A 16,814-nucleotide genomic window follows, 5' to 3' on the forward strand; every position below is an offset into this window, starting at 1 on the left:
GCCCGGAACCGCGCCGTTTCACTGAGTGACTGCCTTGCCTTCGTGCCGGAGCAGCCATTGCTTCCGCCAGAGCCCGCCGCCATATCCCGTCAGTGAACCATCCGAACCGATGCAGCGGTGGCAGGGGATGACAATGGCAATCCGGTTGGAACCGTTGGCCTTGGCCACGGCACGAACGGCCCGGATCGTATCGACCTCGCGGGCAATGTCACCATAGGATCGCGTTTCACCGGCGGGAATTTTTGCGAGCTGCGCCCAAACGTTGCGCTCGAAGGCGGTGCCGCCGGGCGCAAGCGGCGTTTCAAAAGCACATGCCTGGCCAGAGAAATAGGCTTTCAATTCGCTTTCGATCTGGTCGATCGGCGCTGTCCTGCCAGGCACGATGGCCGAACGTGTGTCCTTTTTCAGTTTCTCCAGTTCCGTTGGCAGCGCCTTGCGGTCGTGGAATTCGAGCAGGTGCAGGTGCGTGGCATCGGCGACGGCAACCATGGGCCCCAGCGGCGTTTCGATCCAGTCGGAGAAGAGCAAGGCCCTACCCTGCGCCGCCGCCGGTGCGTCACCAAGCAGGTTCTGGAATGCGGCGCGAAAGCCGCTCGGCGATTCGTAACCGGCTTCGAGCTGGGCATCGATCACCCTTCCGCCGTCTGCGAGCTGGCGGGCGGCGAGCCCCAGGCGGCGATGGCGCGCGAGGTCGAGGAAGGTGATGCCGAGATTGCGCTTGAAAGCGCGCCGGACGGTCGACGGATCGAGCCCACGGCGAACGAGATCGTCCTCGCTCCAGCGGCGCTCCGGTGCCGCCTCCAGCGCCTGCAGCAGGTCCTCGACGAGCGGATCCTTGGCGCCGTACGTGGCGAGCGGTCGGCAACGCTGACACGGACGGAAGCCCGTCTCCAGGCAGGTCCCGATGGAGCCCACGAAGATCGTGTTCTCGCGCTTCGGTTTGCGGGCGGGGCAGGACAGGCGGCAGAAGACACCTGTCGTCTTGACGCAAACGAAGGCTGCGCCTTCGTATTCGGTGCTTCGCGCAATCAGGGCGTCGTAAAGCGTTTCGTCGGAGGGAAGATCGAACAACATGCCGCCGTTCTACCATGCCTGGATCCGATGGGGCGCCGGTTTTCGGGCGCCTATTTTTTCAGATCAGCACGAGTTGTCAGATCAGTACGAGCATCACGACGCCAAGCACGATCAACAGGCAGCCGAAAAGTTCGAGCCGGTTGATCCATTCGCGGAAGATGAAAAAGGACGAGGCGAAGGTGAAGAGCATTTCCACCTGAGCCACGACCTTGACGACAGCGGCCTGCTGCAGGGTCATCGCCATGAACCAGCCGAAGGAGGCGGAGGCACCGACGAAGCCGACGACGAAGGCCGGTTTCCACGCGGCGGCGATGCGCGGCAGCTCGTCACGCTCGCGAAGCACGATCCAGGTCAGCATGATCACTGTCTGCAGCAGGATGACGAAACCGAGCGTATAGCTCGCCTGCATCATATAGTCGGGCGCCGGCAGGCTCGGCGCGAGCGCCAGTGAGGCCGAACGATAGGAAACGGCCGAAAGGCCGAAGAACGTGCCCGAGAGCAGACCGATGCCTGCCGTGCGGCTGAACACCGAGGTTACGAGCGTTCGCGGGCTCAGGGTCGTCCGCGCGACCGAGATCAGCATCACGCCGACCACCGAGATGGCGATCGCCACCAGGGTCCCCTGGCTTGCTTTTTCCCCGAGGAAGATGAGGCCAAACACTGCCGCCTGCGCCGGCTCGGTGCGCGAATAGGCGGTGCCGACGGCAAAATTGCGGAAGGAGAAGAGGTGGACGAGCAGGAAGGTCGCAGCGATCTGCGCCAGCCCGCCGATGACGGCCCAGAGGAAGAAGGTGCCATTTGGTAGCGGGAGCGGACGACCCGCCACTTGCCAGAGCAGAAACAGGTAGAGGACGGCGAAGGGCAGGCCGAAGCCGAAGCGCACGAAGGTCGCGCCGGTCGTTCCCATGACGCCTTTCAGATGTTTCTGCATTGCGGAGCGGACATTCTGGAGGAATGCCGCGGCGACGGTGATGAGGACCCAGGTTTCCATGGCTGCGAGGAAGAGCAATTCAGGAAGAGCGTGAAACGGTCGTTCGCCTGAAATTGCGCAATTTCAGAGCGTTGGATCACTTCACTGTTGCAAGGAAGATCGGGCCATCTAACACGCGGGTCCGGCCATTGCCAAGGACTCCGTCTCACGGCGTTCAGTCTGCCTTTTCGACGGCCTCCACGGGAAGATTGACCTGCTTGAAGGTGAGCGGCGGCGCTTCTTCTTCAAACGTCTTCACCCGCTGATCGTAGTGCGGCGAGATCGTTCCCAGCACGCGGTCCCAGAACGAGAAATAGTTGCCGTAGTTGTAGCGGAACGCGGAATGGTGCTGATCGTGGAACGTCGTGCACAACAGCGGCGAAGGGTAACGTGCCGTCGACGCTGCGAAATACTCGAAGCCGCAATGCCCGAACATGCCGTTGAAATGTTCGAACAGCCGGTGCCCGATGAGGATCGCGGGCGGAAACGGGACGATGAAAACGACGACGGCCGAGTAACTCTGCAAGAGGAAGTTGTCGAAGACATCCTCCGAATAGGTGCTCCAGATCGTTGGCGCGACGCTTTTGTGGTGAAGAGCGTGCAGCGGATAGAGCCACTTGGTGTGCAGCAACCGGTGCATGAAATAGAACCAGGTGTCGTAGAGGAACATGCACGACACGAAGAGCGGGACTGCCGCCCACCAATTGAGGGCCCAGGGCGCCGGTGCCCAGCCCTTCTGCTGGGCGTAGAGGCCGATCGTCAGCGGCAGGCAGGCGCTGAACATCGATGCCAGGCTCTGGCGGATTTCGGCGCTGCGCCGCCTGTCGGAGCCGCGCCCTTTCTGGATCTTTCGCTCGGGATTGCGTTCGTTGAACCAGGTCAGGCCGTAGCCAAAGGCAAAATAGGTGACGACGGTGAGCGTATAGAACCCGAACAGGAAAAGCAGATAGATCAATTCGTCCGACATTGGCACCTGCATCCCCGAGCCAAAACCGCGTGCAGGAAGATGCCACGCCGTTTTGACAATTCAAAGTGGAATTCCATGCGCCGGCATTGCTGCCCGAGCAGCGATCTGCATTTTTCTCATTTGCCGTCACCTTTCCCCATGTCATAAGGCGGTCATGAAAAAGCTCGACCGCCTGCCGAACCATTCCGACTTCGCCCATGTCACCGACTGGGTGTTCGACCTCGACAACACACTCTATCCGCACCACGTCAATCTGTTCGCGCAGATCGACCGCAACATGACGGCCTATGTGGCGAAGCTCTTGTCGCTGGACCCGGCCGATGCGAAGAAGCTGCAGAAAGACTACTACCGCGACCACGGCACGACGCTCAAAGGCCTGATGGTCAACCACGGCGTCGACCCGAACGAGTTCCTCGAGCAGGCGCATGCGATCGACTACTCGATCGTTCCGCCGGATCCGGCGCTCGGCGAAGCCATCAGGTCGCTTCCCGGCCGCAAGTTCATCTTCACCAACGGCAGCGTCGCCCATGCGGAGATGACGGCACGGGCGCTCGGGATCCTCGATCATTTCGACGACATCTTCGACATCGTCGCCGCCGATTTCGTACCGAAGCCGGCCGGTGAAACCTATGACAAGTTCATGAGCCTGCATCGGGTCGACACCCGGAATGCCGCGATGTTCGAGGATCTGCCGCGCAACCTCCTGGTGCCGAAGGCGCTCGGGATGACGACGGTGCTGCTGGTGCCGCGCAATCTCGAATACACCTTTGCCGAATCCTGGGAAAAATCGAACGACACGGACGAGCAGATCGACTACGTGACGGAAGATCTCACCAGCTTCCTGCGCCGTCTGGTCACCGATCTCTAGACCGCGGCGGGTTGGAACGGGACGCGGGCGAAAGCCCGCAAGCAGAATTCCCATCCCGCTTCGACACAATTCGGCCGCCGAAAAACCCCTTTTGGCCAATGACTTAAATTACAAAAGTTTAACTGGTGCCGCGCGCGCCTCCGGCTATCCTTTCGATCAGGACAACCCGATCGAAAGGAAGCATGATGTCGAAGAAGACCCTGATCCTCGGTGTGACCGCGCTGGCCGTAGCCGTCACCGGAATGGCCGCCCCCTCCTTTGCAGCGCGCGAAAAGATGACGCCGGAACAGCGGGCCGAGCGCATGATCCAGCGGCTCGACTCCGACAAGGACCAGAAGGTTTCGCTTGCCGAGTTCCAGGCGCGTATCGCCACCAACTTCAAGACCTTCGACGCCGACGGTGATGGCCAGATCAGCGCCGACGAGATGAAGGCAAAGCGCGAAGCCTTCCGCGAGGCGCGCAAAGCCTGGCGTGAAGCCAAGGACAAGAGCGGCACGGAGCGCGAAACGGCACTTGCCAAGCTTAAGGAAGTCCACCCCGGCATGCTGCCGGGCCTGCGGCCGAAAGCCTTCAAGCGTGTCGACACCGACGGCAACGGCTCCCTGAGCACCAGCGAAGTTTCGAGCGCCGCCGAGGCCATGTTCAAGCGCCGCGACAAGAACGGCGACGGCGTCATCGACGCCGCCGACTTCACCAGGAAGATCTGACGGGAGCCCCCTCTCCCCACCGCCCGGTGGAGAGGCTCCTGCCTGGCTCATAGCCCCTTGCCCCCGCGAGGGGCTATGAGCGTATCCGAGGTAGCGCGGGGCCGCTCAGCGTCGTCCGTTCGCCATCGGCACCGACTTCGGATCGACGGTTTCATAGAAGCGGGAAATGATCTCCCAGGCCTCGTCCGCCGTTTCGACGAAATGCACCAGATCGATGTCATTGGGCGCGATCGTGCCGAACTCGGCCAGCGCCTCGAAGTTGATGATCGAACGCCAGAACTTTTCGCCGAAGAGAACGAGCGGCACCAGCGCCAGGCGTCCGGTCTGCATCAGCGTCATCGTTTCAAAGAGTTCATCGAGCGTACCGAAGCCACCGGGGAAGACGGTGACGGCCTTGGCGCGCAAGAGGAAATGCATCTTGCGGATGGCGAAGTAGTGGAAGTTGAACGACAGTTCTGGCGTCACGAAGCGGTTCGGCGCCTGCTCGTGCGGCAGCACGATGTTCAGGCCGATCGACGGTGCACCGACATCGTCGGCGCCGCGGTTGCCTGCCTCCATCACGCCCGGTCCACCGCCTGTGACGACCACATATTCCTTGTAGTGCAGCTTGGCCGAATGCTCGGAGCAAATCCGCGCGAACTTGCGCGCTTCCTCGTAATAGACCGAGGCGGCTTCGAGGTTCTTGCGCTGTGTCTCGTTCTTTGCCGCCCAGGCATCGCCGCCGGGCTCGGGGATGCGGGCGCCACCGAACATCACCACGGTCGAGTTGATGCCGCGCTCTTCCAGCATCATCTCGGTCTTCAGCAGTTCGAGCTGCAGCCGCACCGGGCGCAGCTCCTCGCGGCAAAGGAAATCGTCGTCGATATAGGCGAGGCGATAGGACGGTGAGGCGGATTGTGGCGTGACCGGAACCGTCAACGCTCGCTGCCGGCTCTGCGAGCTGTCGGCCAGTGGATCCCAGACCCCGTCCTTGCGGCGCAGGGCGCGCTTCTTCATGCGTGCCATCGTGTCGTCTTTCCCGTCGCGTTCCGGACAATCGGCATCTCGTCCAGACGCGTCCTATCCTCATTTCTCGATCATGAAGGCCGTATGCGCATTTCCCGGATCGATTCCGGAAATGGCGCAGCAGACCAAGGCGCTGCCGCGGCCCTTGCGCATCTCGCACAGGTGCGCGGCGCTGTAGTGCCGGAGTCGCCCGACTTTGCCAAGCCCTTGCGGCCCAAGGGACCCGAAAAGCCCTTCAACTTTTCAGGAACATGCTCTAAGGGCCACGCGTTCTTTTGCACGCACCAAGGTCGCCGCAACGGCCAGATCTGCTGCGCAATTTTGTCCTCAAATCGATTCCGATTTAAGGAATTATGCAGTAGAGCTTTCGCAGGATAACCGCCGAACTTTAAGGAATTCCGATGACCAACCACGACCTCGCCTCCCTGTCGCAGACGATCGAGACCGCCTTTGAAGACCGCGATTCCGTGAACACCGCTACGCGCGGCCCGGTGCGCGATGCCGTCGAGACGGCGCTCAACCTGCTCGACAGCGGCAAGGCCCGTGTCGCACAGCGCGGCGAGGATGGCGTGTGGACGGTCAATCAATGGCTGAAAAAAGCAGTGCTCCTGTCCTTCCGCCTCAACCCGATGGAGATCGTCAAGGGTGGCCCGGGCCAGTCCGTCTGGTGGGATAAGGTACCGTCGAAGTTCGACGGCTGGAGCGTCAACGAGTTCGAGAAGGCCGGCTTCCGCGCCGTTCCGAATTGCGTCGTACGCCGCTCGGCCTATATCGCCCCCAATGCGATCCTGATGCCTTCCTTCGTCAATCTCGGCGCCTATGTCGGTGAAGGCACGATGGTCGATACCTGGGCGACTGTCGGCTCCTGCGCCCAGATCGGCAAGAACGTGCACCTTTCGGGCGGCGTCGGCATTGGCGGCGTTCTGGAGCCGATGCAGGCCGGCCCGACGATCATCGAGGACAATTGCTTCATCGGCGCCCGCTCGGAGGTCGTCGAAGGCTGCATCGTGCGTGAGGGCTCCGTTCTCGGCATGGGTGTCTTCATCGGCAAATCGACCAAGATCGTCGACCGCGCCACCGGCGAAGTGACCTACGGCGAGGTTCCACCCTACTCCGTCGTCGTCGCCGGTTCGATGCCGTCGGGCTCGACCATGGCCAACGGCCAGCCGGCGCCCAACCTCTATTGCGCTGTCATCGTCAAGCGCGTCGACGAGAAGACGCGCTCGAAGACCGGCATCAACGAACTGCTTCGAGACTGATGCGATGACACCGGAGGGGCCACAGCCGAGCATGACCTGGCTGTTCTTCAGCCCCTCCGGTCGCATCGGCCGCCTGCCCTTCTTTCTGTCGTGGCTGTTCTGGTTCCTGATCGGCGGTTTCGTCGTCGCCAGGATGGTCGCCAACGAAGAACACGAGACGGCGCTGGCCCTCTGGACGCTGGCGTTCGTCGTCTCGGCTCTCATTTCGCTGCCGTCGATCGCCATGCTGGCGATCAAGCGCCTGCACGATATCGGCTACCCTGGCCCGCTGTCCCTCTGCCTGTTCATTCCCGTCCTGAGCCCCGTGGTTTTCATTGCGCTCTGCCTGTGGCCGGGAGAGCCGGGACCGAACGAGTTCGGCGCCCATAGCGACGAACCCGGCCCCTGACGTTCGCCCCCTGTACAAGAACCGCGCGACCGCGTATGTAGCGCGCCATGACAGGCCCGCGACGTGTTGGCCGCGGCAATTGGCGCCTGTGACGATCCTCCTCGTCCAGGGCATGACGACCGAAATCCGAAAGACAAGATATGATTGAGTTCGAAGGGATCGCGCCTGCGATCGCCGAGGCGTTGGCAAAACGCGGTTACAATGAATTGACGCCCGTTCAAAAGGCGATGCGCGATCCGGAACTCGCCGACAGGGACGCGCTCGTCTCGGCGCAGACCGGTTCCGGCAAGACCGTCGCCTTCGGCCTGGCGCTGGCGCCGACCTTGCTCGGTGACGGGCGCCGCTTCGGCCCGGCCGGCGCACCGCTGGCGCTGGCGATCGCGCCGACACGCGAGCTGGCGCTGCAGGTCAAGCGCGAGCTCGAATGGCTCTACGGTGAGACCGGCGCGACCATCGCTTCCTGCGTCGGCGGCATGGACATGCGCACCGAGAAGCGGGCGCTGGAGCGCGGCGCCCACATCGTCGTCGGCACGCCCGGACGTCTCTGCGACCATATCCGCCGCAATTCGCTCGACATTTCGTCGCTCCGCGCCATCGTGCTCGACGAGGCCGACGAGATGCTCGACCTCGGCTTCCGCGAGGACCTCGAATTCATTCTCGAGGAATCGCCTGACGATCGTCGCACGCTGATGTTCTCGGCAACCGTTCCGAAATCGATCGCCACCCTTGCCAAGAACTACCAGCGCGATGCCGTGCGCATCAGCACCGCTTCCGAACAGAAGCAGCATGTCGATATCGAGTATCGCGCCCTGACGGTGGCGCCGAACGATCGCGAAAACGCGATCATCAACGTGCTGCGCTACTACGAGGCCAGAAACGCGATCGTCTTCTGTTCGACGCGCGCCGCTGTCAACCATCTGACGGCTCGCTTCAACAATCGCGGCTTCTCGGTGGTGGCACTCTCCGGCGAACTCAGCCAGAACGAGCGCACCCATGCGCTGCAGGCCATGCGCGACGGCCGCGCCCGAGTCTGCATCGCCACCGACGTCGCCGCCCGCGGCATCGACCTGCCGGGCCTGGAACTGGTCATTCACGCGGATCTCCCGACCAACTCCGAGACGCTGCTTCACCGCAGCGGCCGCACCGGACGCGCGGGCCAGAAGGGCATCAGCGCACTGATCGTACCGGTCAACCAGCGCCGCAAGGCCGAGCGGCTGCTCGACGGCGGCCGGATCACCGCGACCTGGGCGCGGCCACCGTCGGCCGACGAAGTCAGCCAGCGTGACGACGAGCGCCTGCTTGCCGACACGAGCTTTGCCGAGCCGATCCGCGAAGACGAACAGGCGATCGTGCGCGCCTTGCTCGAACGGCACGGCGCCGAACAGATGGCCGCCGCCTTCGTGCGCCAGTTCCGCTCGGGACGTTCGGCCCCGGAGGACCTGGTCGAGGTTGCCGTCGGCGACAATCGTGCCAAGACGCGCCGCGACGAGCGGTCGGGTCCGCGTGAGGATTTCGGCGCCGAGCGCGCCGATTTCAGCGACGGCAGCTGGTTCTCGCTGTCCGTCGGCCGCAAGCAGAGCGCCGAGCCGCGCTGGCTGATCCCGATGCTCTGCCGTCATGGCAAGCTGACCAAGCGCGACATCGGCGCAATCCGCATGCAGCAGGAAGAGACCTTCGTCGAAATGACGGCCGAGGGCGCCGAGCGGTTCCTGTCGGCGATCGGCAAGGACAAGACGCTGGAGAAGGGTATCCGGGTGAAGCCGCTGGCGGGTGCGCCCGATCTTTCGCAGCAGCGTCAGGAAAAGCCGGCCTTCGCCAAGAAGCGCCCGCGGCCAGAGGATGGCCCGCGCGACGAGCGCAAGGACTTCAAGCCGAAACGCAAGTTCGACAAGAAGCCTGCCTACTCCGACGGACCGGCCTATACCGAAGATCGGCCGCCGGAAAAGCGCGCCGACAAGCCCTGGAGCAACAAGAAGAAGGGCAAGCCGGATGCCGGCAAGGACGGCGGCTTCAAGCCCAAAGCCAAGTCCAAGGGCAACGCCAAGAACCGCCAGGGCTAGAGCGGGATGAGGAAAAGTGTGTGCGGTTTTCCGCCCGCATCCCGCTCCAACTTTGAGGATCCGTCACGTTTATGATTTTGGGTTGACCCGACCCAAAATCATCGTGATCTAAGCCGACACGGCAGAGTCACGGCCAGTCAAAAAGCGCCGCGAGCCGATCGCGGCGCTTTTTTCGTGAACAGGATCCTGAGCGCTGTCGGTTCAGGCCTCCAGAAAGCGCAGGCCGGCGACGGCGACGATGATCATCGCGATACAGGTGACGCGCAGCCAGGAGACCGGATCCCCGAAGAGCACGATGCCGAGCACCGTGATGCCGACCGAGCCGATGCCGGTCCAGGCGGCATAGGCCGTGCCCGCCGGCAGGTCACGCATCGCAATCGTCAGAAGATAGACGCTGCCGAGAGCAGCGGCGATGCCGACTGCGCTCGGCACCAGCTTCGTCCAGCCGTCAGCATATTTCAGCGCCAGCCCCATGACGATCTCGATGAGGCTCGCCGCTATCAGAATGATCCATGCCATGTTCGTCTCCGTTGGGAATTCTCACATGACAAACAAGCTGGTAGCATAGGTACCAAATGACAATTACGCACCTTTTGGTAACCATGAATAATCCCGACACGCCGACATCCGCCGCGTCCGTCCCCGACGTCTTCGATCCGACCTGTTCGTCACGCCATGCGCTGGAACTGATCGCCGGCAAGTGGCCGATGCTGATCCTCTCGGCGCTCGAAGGCGGGCCGATGCGCAACGCCGCGCTGATGCGGAGGCTCGGCGACATTTCGCAGAAGATGCTGGCGCAGACGCTGAAGGAGCTGGAGCGCAACGGCCTGGTCATCCGCGAAGACAAGAAGACGGTGCCGCCGCATGTGGAATACAGCCTGAGCCCGCTCGGCCGTTCGCTCAGCGAAACGCTGCTGGTACTCGACCGCTGGGCGGAGACTCATTTCGGCGCACTGGATGCGGCACGCGAGCGCTACGACGCCGAACGGAACCGGTGAGGGTCAGGCGGCATCGAGCTGCGACTGGGCAACGACCTTGACCACCCAGTCGGCAAAGACGCGCAGGCGGCTGCTGAGGTGTCGGTTCGGCGGATAGACCAGATAGATCGGCATGGGTTCGACCTCCCAGTCCTCGAGGACCGGCCGCATGGCGCCGGACACCAGGTCGTCACGCACCATGAAACGAGGCGCCTGGATGACGCCCAGGCCGGCGCGAGCAGCGGCGAGATAGGTCGTCACTTCATTGGCCGCCACAGCGTAGCGGCCGTTCACCTCGATCTCCTCATTGCCGCGCTTGAAATAGAACGGCATCTGCTGTCCGGTCTGCGGCCGGAAGTAACCGACGACGTAGCAGTTCTTCGACAGATCGGACGGGTGCTGCGGCATTGCGTGACGCTGGAGATAGTCCGGTGCGGCGCAGGCAACGAAGCTCATCTCGGTAATGCGGCGGGCGATCAGCGACTGGTCGGTGAGCGTGCCGACACGGATGGCGCAATCGACGTTCTCCGCGACATAGTCGACGGTTCTGTCGGAAACACCGAGATCGATCTGGATATCCGGATAGCGCTTATGGAACTCGGGCAAGGCCGGAATGACGATCAGATTGGCAATCGCACTGGCCATTTCCACCCGCAAACGCCCCTTCGGCAAGGTCTGGGCGCTGGAAAGGCTGCCGTCGAGTTCGTCGAGATCGGTCAAAAGGCGTGCGGCGCGTTCGTAATAGAGCGCACCATCGGGCGTCACCAGTACGCGACGGGTGGTGCGGTTCAAAAGTTTTGTGCGCAAATGCGCCTCCAATCCCTGAATGAGATTGGTGAGTGTCGCCTTGGGCATATTCAGCGAAGCGGAGGCGCGGGTGAAATTACCGGTTTCGACGACCCGGAGGAACGCGCGCATGGCCGTGAGCTGGTCCATTTTCAAGAGCCGTGATTGTTCGAGAATACGAATAGTGTAGTCAGTTTGAAAATACTATTCCAGACAGAAGACAATGCTATTCTCCTACCGTGGCGTGTCGCCGCCACATGTGGGTTGACCTCTGGCCGAAGGCAAGAGAGATGGGCGAACTGTTCAAAGTGGAGACGATGCAGACCGGCCAAGGCTGCTGCACGGCACGCGTCTACCGCGGCGAAGCTTTGCTCAATCCGCCGCCGGTCGTGTTGCACCTGCACGGCGGCTCCTTCGTCGGCGGAACGATCGCCGCCGGCGAGCGCGTCGCCGAGGCGCTTGCGGCGGCTGGAGCGGTGGTGATCTCTCCGGAATATTCCGCGGCCTGCCTCAATCCATTTCCCGCGGCGCTCGATGTCGCCTACGCCATGCTGTCGTCGATGCGCTCGCGCTGCCCGCAGTTCGCGCACAAGAAGTCGTCGCTGTTCGTGGCCGGCGAAGAGGCAGGCGGCAATGTTGCCGCCGGCGCCGCTTTGATGGCGCGTGACCAGTATCTGACCGATCTCAAGGGCCAGATCCTGCTGTCGCCGATGCTCGACCCTTGCCTGGCGACGGAATCGTTCCGGCAATACTGTCCGCAGTCCTCGGCGCAATCGATCGCCGATGGCTGGCAGCGTTACCTCGGGCAAAGCGGTGGCTTCACCCATCCCTACGCCGCGCCGGCCCACTGCACGCGGCTTGCCGGCCTCGTGCCTTCGCTGATCGTGACCAGCGAAGAGTGCCCGATGCGCGACGAGGCTGAAGCCTATGCCGAGCGTCTGCGCAAGGCCGGCGTGATGGTTGAGTCCCATGTCCTGCCCGGACGAGCCGGATGGCTGCCGCAGAATGCGGCTTCCGGCGAAGGTTGGTCGGCGCAGCAGAAGGAAATTACCGGCATCTTCTCCCGCTTCTTCCAGAAGGCAGGGGCAAAGCCGGCGGAAATGACGGTGCGTTAGACGAGGGCGGCGGTCACCCAGCCCATTCCCTCGATCTGACATCGAAAGCAAAGCGCCGGCTCCCAACCGGCAAGGAGAGAAAAGATGACATCGACAGTGACCCGTCGGGCCCTCTGGGGCGCCGGCCTGAGTATCCTTTTGTCTGTCGCCGGCGGTGGTGCCGTCATGCTCGGCCTGCCGCAGCATTTCGAGGCCGACGCCGCCACCGAGACCGCCGCGGCGCCACCTCCGGCCGTGCCGGTTTCGGTGGCGCGGGCGCAGTCCAAGCGCATCACCACCTGGGAAGAATTCTCCGGCAGGCTCGAAGCGATCGAGCGTGTCGAGGTTCGCCCGCGCGTCGGCGGCGCCATCCTCAAGGCGCACTTCCGCGAAGGCGCGCTCGTCAAACGGGGCGATCTCCTGGTGACGATCGATCCGGAGCCCTATGCCGCCGCCGTCGAACGGGCGAAGGCCCAGGTCGAAGCGGCCGAAGCGCGCGTCGCGCTTGCCAAGATCGAACTCGAGCGCGGCCGCAAGCTGGTGACCACCAGCGCCATTCCGCAGAGCGGCGTCGACCAGCGCGCCAGCGCCTATGACGAAGCCCAGGCAGAGGTACGCTCGGCCAAGGCGGCGCTGCGCACGGCCGAACTCGACCTGCAATATACCGAGGTGCGCGCGCCGATCTCCGGCCGCGTCGGCCGGCTCGACGTCACCGCCGGCAACCTGGTCGCCGCCGGTTCCGCCTCGCCCGTGCTGACGACGCTCGTCTCGGTCGACCCGATCTATGCGAGCTTCAACGCCAGCGAAGAGGTCGTCACGACGGCGCTCGCCAAGCTCGCGGCCTCGGCCGGCGGCAACGCGATCGAACGTCTTCCGGTCCAGGTCGGCACCGCCGCCGACGAGGGCACGCCGATCACGGGCCATATCCAGCTCATCAACAACGAGGTGGATGCGGCAACCGGTACGATCCGCGTACGCGCGGCGCTCGAAAACGCCGACGGCAAGCTGATCCCCGGACAGTTCGTCCGCATCCGCATCGGCGAACCGGACCCCGAGGAAAAGCTCGTGATCAGCGACCGCGCCATCGGCTCCGACCAGGACAAGAAGTTCGTCTTCGTCGTCGGCACCGACAACAAGGTCGAGTATCGCCAGGTGAAGCTCGGGCCGAATTCCGACGGTCTGCGCATCGTCGAAAGCGGTCTGAAGTCCGGCGAGAACATCGTCGTCAACGGCCTGCAGCGGGTCCGCCCCGGCGTCGTCGTTGCGCCGCAGCAGGTCGAGGAAACGACCGCCTCGATCGCCAAATGATTTAGTCGACCCTTCGCCTGGTGCGAAGGGTTCGCCAACCAAGGCATCACTCAGCAGACATGGCCGCGTGGCGACGCCTCTCGCCGCGCACGCCTGAGGTCTGCTTGAACTCGTCCCAAGGGGGATACCATGAATTTCTCACGCTTCTTCGTCGACCGCCCGGTCTTCGCGGGCGTTCTTTCGGTCCTGATCTTCGTGGCCGGCCTGATCGGCATGACCGGTCTGCCGATCTCCGAATATCCCGAAGTCGTGCCGCCGCAGATCGTCGTGCGTGCGCAATATCCGGGCGCCAACCCGGCGGTGATCGCCGAAACGGTGGCGACACCGCTCGAAGAACAGATCAACGGCGTCGAAGGCATGCTCTACATGCAGAGCCAGGCGACCGCCGACGGCCTGATGACGCTCACCGTCACCTTCGAGCTCGGCACCGATCCGGACCAGGCCCAGCAGCTCGTGCAGAACCGCGTCTCGCAGGCCGAGCCGCGACTGCCCGAGGAGGTGCGCCGCCTCGGCGTCACCACCGTCAAGAGCTCGCCCGACCTGACGCTGGTGGTGCACCTGATCTCGCCGAACGGGCAATATGACATCAACTATCTGCGCAACTACGGTGTGTTGAACGTCAAGGATCGGCTGGCCCGCATCGAAGGCGTCGGCCAGGTACAGATCTTCGGCGGCGGCGACTATTCGATGCGCGTCTGGATCGACCCGCAGAAGGCCGCCGAACGCGGCCTGGCGGCAAGCGACATCGCCCTTGCCGTCCGCGGCCAGAACGTCCAGGCGGCCGCTGGCGTCATCGGTGCCTCGCCGTCCGTCCCCGGCCTCGACCTGCAGCTTTCCGTCAACGCGCAAGGCCGCCTGCAGACGCCTGAGGATTTCGCCAACATCGTCGTCAAGTCCGGCGCCAATGGCGAAGTCACCCGCCTCGGCGACGTCGCGCGTGTCGAGATGGGTGCGGCCGATTATTCGCTGCGCTCGCTGCTCGACAACAAGCCGGCCGTCGGCATGGGCATTTTCCAGGCGCCGGGCTCGAACGCGATCCAGATCTCGGAAAACGTGCACAAGGCCATGGCCGAGCTGAAGCTCACCATGCCCGAAGGCGTCGACTACGAGATCGTCTACGACACCACCCAGTTCGTGCGCGCCTCGATCGAGTCGGTCATCCACACGCTGCTCGAGGCGATCGCCCTCGTCGTCATCGTCGTCATCGTCTTCCTGCAGACCTGGCGCGCCTCGATCATTCCGCTCGTCGCCGTGCCGGTCTCGATCGTCGGCACCTTCGCGGTGATGTATGTCTTCGGCTTCTCGATCAACGCGCTCAGCCTCTTCGGCCTGGTGCTGGCGATCGGCATCGTCGTCGATGACGCGATCGTGGTGGTGGAAAACGTCGAACGCAACATCGAGCAGGGGCTGTCGCCGGTCCAGGCGACCTATCGCGCCATGCAGGAAGTCTCCGGTCCGATCATCGCCATCGCGCTGGTGCTCGTCGCCGTCTTCGTGCCGCTTGCCTTCATCACCGGCCTCACCGGCCAGTTCTACCGCCAGTTCGCGCTGACGATCGCGATCTCGACCGTCATCTCGGCGCTCAACTCGCTGACGCTCTCTCCGGCGCTGGCCGCCCTTCTGCTCAAGGACCATCATGCGCCGAAGGATTGGCTGACCCGGGCGATGGACAAGCTCTTCGGCTGGTTCTTCCGCGGGTTCAACCGCTTCTTCGGAGCAAGCTCGGAAGCCTATGGCCGCGGCGTCGGCCGGATCCTGACGCGCAAGTCGCTGATCATGGTCGTCTATGTCGTGCTCCTCGGCGTCACCTTCACGCTGTTCCGCGCCATCCCCGGCGGCTTCGTGCCGGCCCAGGACAAGCAGTACCTGATCGGCTTCGCCCAGCTTCCGGATGCAGCCACGCTCGATCGCTCGGAAGACGTGATCAAGCGCATGAGCGAGATCGCGCTGAAGCACCCGGGCGTCGAAAACGCCATCGCCTTCCCGGGCCTGTCGATCAACGGCTTCACCAACTCGTCGAACTCCGGCATCGTCTTCGTCGCCCTCAAACCCTTCGAGGAACGCAAGACGCCCGAACTGTCAGGCGGCGCGATCGCCATGCAGCTCAACCAGGAATTCGGCGCGATCCAGGATGCCTTCATCGCCATGTTCCCGCCGCCGCCCGTCCAGGGTCTTGGCACGACCGGCGGCTTCAAGCTGCAGATCGAGGACAAGAATGGCCTCGGCTACCAGGCACTCGACGAGGCAGCCAAGGCTTTCCTCGCCAAGGCTTACCAGACGCCGGAACTGGCCGGGCTCTATTCGAGCTACCAGATCAATGTGCCGCAGCTCTATGCCGACCTCGACCGCGTCAAGGCGCGCCAACTCGGCGTGGCGGTCACCGACGTCTTCGACACGCTGCAGATCTATCTGGGCTCGCTCTACGTCAACGACTTCAACGCCTTCGGCCGCACCTACAGCGTGCGCATCCAGGCGGACGCCAGCTACCGCAGCCATGCCGATGACATCGGCAAGCTGAAGGTCCGCTCGCAGTCCGGCGAGATGATCCCGCTGTCGGCGCTCTTGAAGGTCGAGCAGACGGTCGGCGCCGAGCGGGCGATCCGCTACAACGGCTTCCTCTCCGCCGACATCAACGGCGGCCCGGCACCGGGCTTCTCCTCCGGCCAGGCCCAGGCCGCCATCGAAAAGATCGCCGCCGAAACGCTGCCGCCGGGCATCGGCTACGAGTGGACGGATCTCACCTACCAGCAGATTCTCGCGGGCAACTCCGGCATCCTGGTCTTCCCGCTGGCGCTGCTGCTCGTCTATCTCGTGCTCGCTGCCCAGTATGAAAGCCTGACGCTGCCGATCTCGATCATCCTGATCGTGCCGATGGGCATCATGGCGGCTCTCATAGGCGTCTGGCTGACGGGAGGCGACAACAACGTCTTCACCCAGATCGGTCTGATCGTGCTGGTCGGCCTGTCGGCGAAGAACGCCATCCTGATCGTCGAGTTCGCCCGCGAACTGGAACTGTCGGGCAGCACGCCGGTCAAGGCTGCGATCGAGGCGAGCCGGCTGCGTCTCCGCCCGATCCTGATGACCTCGATGGCCTTCATCATGGGTGTGGTGCCGCTGGTGACGTCCACCGGCGCCGGTGCGGAAATGCGCTCGGCCATGGGTGTCGCGGTCTTTGCCGGCATGATCGGCGTCACCGCCTTCGGCATCTTCATGACCCCGGTCTTCTACGTGCTGATCCGCAAGCTCACCGGCGAGCGGCCGTTGAAGCACGCCGGAGCCCATATCGAAGCGCCGCATCTCGCGCCCGGCGAGTAGGGCTCCCTCCTTTCGCGATCTTCAGGCGGGCCGGAT

Annotated in this window: 15 protein-coding genes; 9 read left to right on the plus strand and 6 right to left on the minus strand. The window is 63.6% G+C overall.

Features of this window, described 5'->3' with window-relative positions; all coding sequences use genetic code 11:
- Positions 1 to 18: 18 nt before the first annotated feature.
- The 3 genes from AC0C6X_RS03280 to AC0C6X_RS03290 form a co-directional block, all read right to left on the minus strand.
- On the minus strand, positions 19 to 1,074 hold the full coding sequence (locus tag AC0C6X_RS03280) for a bifunctional transcriptional activator/DNA repair enzyme AdaA (RefSeq protein WP_472951914.1): 1,056 nt from the start codon (positions 1,072 to 1,074) through the stop codon (positions 19 to 21).
- A 76-nt stretch (positions 1,075 to 1,150) separates the two neighbouring features.
- On the minus strand, positions 1,151 to 2,065 hold the full coding sequence (locus AC0C6X_RS03285) for a DMT family transporter (RefSeq protein ID WP_173515389.1): 915 nt from the start codon (positions 2,063 to 2,065) through the stop codon (positions 1,151 to 1,153).
- Between the two features lie 154 nt (positions 2,066 to 2,219).
- Positions 2,220 to 3,011 (minus strand): sterol desaturase family protein, encoded by a 792-nt coding sequence (locus AC0C6X_RS03290; RefSeq protein ID WP_247958198.1) that lies wholly within the window; start codon positions 3,009 to 3,011, stop codon positions 2,220 to 2,222.
- A 154-nt stretch (positions 3,012 to 3,165) separates the two neighbouring features.
- Between AC0C6X_RS03290 and AC0C6X_RS03295 the strand changes: the two genes are divergently transcribed.
- Both AC0C6X_RS03295 and AC0C6X_RS03300 read left to right on the plus strand, forming a co-directional pair.
- Complete coding sequence (locus tag AC0C6X_RS03295) at positions 3,166 to 3,879, plus strand: pyrimidine 5'-nucleotidase (RefSeq protein ID WP_173515387.1); 714 nt, start codon at positions 3,166 to 3,168, stop codon at positions 3,877 to 3,879.
- 185 nt (positions 3,880 to 4,064) lie between these two features.
- Positions 4,065 to 4,586, plus strand: coding sequence for an EF-hand domain-containing protein (locus AC0C6X_RS03300; protein WP_173515386.1), 522 nt, complete (start codon positions 4,065 to 4,067; stop codon positions 4,584 to 4,586).
- 105 nt (positions 4,587 to 4,691) lie between these two features.
- Here AC0C6X_RS03300 and AC0C6X_RS03305 read toward each other — a convergent pair whose 3' ends face one another.
- Positions 4,692 to 5,591 (minus strand): LOG family protein, encoded by a 900-nt coding sequence (locus AC0C6X_RS03305; protein WP_173515385.1) that lies wholly within the window; start codon positions 5,589 to 5,591, stop codon positions 4,692 to 4,694.
- 401 nt (positions 5,592 to 5,992) lie between these two features.
- Here AC0C6X_RS03305 and dapD point away from each other — a divergent pair, with 401 nt between their 5' ends.
- From dapD to AC0C6X_RS03320, 3 genes are all read left to right on the plus strand, one after another.
- Positions 5,993 to 6,850, plus strand: coding sequence for a 2,3,4,5-tetrahydropyridine-2,6-dicarboxylate N-succinyltransferase (dapD, locus tag AC0C6X_RS03310; RefSeq protein WP_173515384.1), 858 nt, complete (start codon positions 5,993 to 5,995; stop codon positions 6,848 to 6,850).
- A 4-nt stretch (positions 6,851 to 6,854) separates the two neighbouring features.
- Positions 6,855 to 7,238 (plus strand): DUF805 domain-containing protein, encoded by a 384-nt coding sequence (locus AC0C6X_RS03315; protein WP_173515383.1) that lies wholly within the window; start codon positions 6,855 to 6,857, stop codon positions 7,236 to 7,238.
- Positions 7,239 to 7,378: 140 nt separating this feature from the next.
- The gene (locus AC0C6X_RS03320) at positions 7,379 to 9,298 is read left to right on the plus strand and encodes a DEAD/DEAH box helicase (protein WP_472951915.1); all 1,920 of its coding nucleotides are present in this window, start codon (positions 7,379 to 7,381) and stop codon (positions 9,296 to 9,298) included.
- A gap of 201 nt (positions 9,299 to 9,499) precedes the next feature.
- Here the strand turns inward: AC0C6X_RS03320 and AC0C6X_RS03325 are convergent, their stop codons facing one another.
- Positions 9,500 to 9,817, minus strand: coding sequence for a DMT family transporter (locus AC0C6X_RS03325; RefSeq protein ID WP_247958200.1), 318 nt, complete (start codon positions 9,815 to 9,817; stop codon positions 9,500 to 9,502).
- A 56-nt stretch (positions 9,818 to 9,873) separates the two neighbouring features.
- On the opposite strand from AC0C6X_RS03325, the gene AC0C6X_RS03330 reads away from it, so the two are divergent.
- A complete protein-coding gene (locus AC0C6X_RS03330) occupies positions 9,874 to 10,296 on the plus strand; it encodes a winged helix-turn-helix transcriptional regulator (protein ID WP_472951916.1) in 423 nt (140 codons plus the stop codon).
- Between the two features lie 3 nt (positions 10,297 to 10,299).
- Here AC0C6X_RS03330 and AC0C6X_RS03335 read toward each other — a convergent pair whose 3' ends face one another.
- Positions 10,300 to 11,211 (minus strand): LysR family transcriptional regulator, encoded by a 912-nt coding sequence (locus AC0C6X_RS03335; protein WP_173515380.1) that lies wholly within the window; start codon positions 11,209 to 11,211, stop codon positions 10,300 to 10,302.
- A 140-nt stretch (positions 11,212 to 11,351) separates the two neighbouring features.
- On the opposite strand from AC0C6X_RS03335, the gene AC0C6X_RS03340 reads away from it, so the two are divergent.
- From AC0C6X_RS03340 to AC0C6X_RS03350, 3 genes are all read left to right on the plus strand, one after another.
- Complete coding sequence (locus AC0C6X_RS03340; RefSeq protein WP_173515379.1) at positions 11,352 to 12,176, plus strand: alpha/beta hydrolase fold domain-containing protein; 825 nt, start codon at positions 11,352 to 11,354, stop codon at positions 12,174 to 12,176.
- A gap of 84 nt (positions 12,177 to 12,260) precedes the next feature.
- The gene (locus tag AC0C6X_RS03345) at positions 12,261 to 13,463 is read left to right on the plus strand and encodes an efflux RND transporter periplasmic adaptor subunit (protein WP_472951917.1); all 1,203 of its coding nucleotides are present in this window, start codon (positions 12,261 to 12,263) and stop codon (positions 13,461 to 13,463) included.
- A 129-nt stretch (positions 13,464 to 13,592) separates the two neighbouring features.
- Positions 13,593 to 16,778 (plus strand): efflux RND transporter permease subunit, encoded by a 3,186-nt coding sequence (locus AC0C6X_RS03350; RefSeq protein ID WP_472951919.1) that lies wholly within the window; start codon positions 13,593 to 13,595, stop codon positions 16,776 to 16,778.
- Positions 16,779 to 16,814 lie beyond the last annotated feature (36 nt).

It is taken from the genome of Ensifer sp. VA4 (assembly GCF_055710065.1).

Excerpts from the sequence above, each read along its gene's own strand:
- AC0C6X_RS03330 (WP_472951916.1), top strand. The coding sequence starts at position 9,874 with ATGACAATTACGCACCTTTTGGTAACCATGAATAATCCCGACACGCCG.
- AC0C6X_RS03300 (WP_173515386.1), top strand. The coding sequence starts at position 4,065 with ATGTCGAAGAAGACCCTGATCCTCGGTGTGACCGCGCTGGCCGTAGCC.
- AC0C6X_RS03335 (WP_173515380.1), bottom strand. The coding sequence starts at position 11,211 with ATGGACCAGCTCACGGCCATGCGCGCGTTCCTCCGGGTCGTCGAAACC.
- AC0C6X_RS03320 (WP_472951915.1), top strand. The coding sequence starts at position 7,379 with ATGATTGAGTTCGAAGGGATCGCGCCTGCGATCGCCGAGGCGTTGGCA.
- AC0C6X_RS03295 (WP_173515387.1), top strand. The coding sequence starts at position 3,166 with ATGAAAAAGCTCGACCGCCTGCCGAACCATTCCGACTTCGCCCATGTC.
- dapD (WP_173515384.1), top strand. The coding sequence starts at position 5,993 with ATGACCAACCACGACCTCGCCTCCCTGTCGCAGACGATCGAGACCGCC.
- AC0C6X_RS03290 (WP_247958198.1), bottom strand. The coding sequence starts at position 3,011 with ATGTCGGACGAATTGATCTATCTGCTTTTCCTGTTCGGGTTCTATACG.
- AC0C6X_RS03280 (WP_472951914.1), bottom strand. The coding sequence starts at position 1,074 with ATGTTGTTCGATCTTCCCTCCGACGAAACGCTTTACGACGCCCTGATT.
- AC0C6X_RS03325 (WP_247958200.1), bottom strand. The coding sequence starts at position 9,817 with ATGGCATGGATCATTCTGATAGCGGCGAGCCTCATCGAGATCGTCATG.
- AC0C6X_RS03345 (WP_472951917.1), top strand. The coding sequence starts at position 12,261 with ATGACATCGACAGTGACCCGTCGGGCCCTCTGGGGCGCCGGCCTGAGT.
- AC0C6X_RS03350 (WP_472951919.1), top strand. The coding sequence starts at position 13,593 with ATGAATTTCTCACGCTTCTTCGTCGACCGCCCGGTCTTCGCGGGCGTT.
- AC0C6X_RS03285 (WP_173515389.1), bottom strand. The coding sequence starts at position 2,065 with ATGGAAACCTGGGTCCTCATCACCGTCGCCGCGGCATTCCTCCAGAAT.
- AC0C6X_RS03340 (WP_173515379.1), top strand. The coding sequence starts at position 11,352 with ATGGGCGAACTGTTCAAAGTGGAGACGATGCAGACCGGCCAAGGCTGC.
- AC0C6X_RS03305 (WP_173515385.1), bottom strand. The coding sequence starts at position 5,591 with ATGGCACGCATGAAGAAGCGCGCCCTGCGCCGCAAGGACGGGGTCTGG.
- AC0C6X_RS03315 (WP_173515383.1), top strand. The coding sequence starts at position 6,855 with ATGACACCGGAGGGGCCACAGCCGAGCATGACCTGGCTGTTCTTCAGC.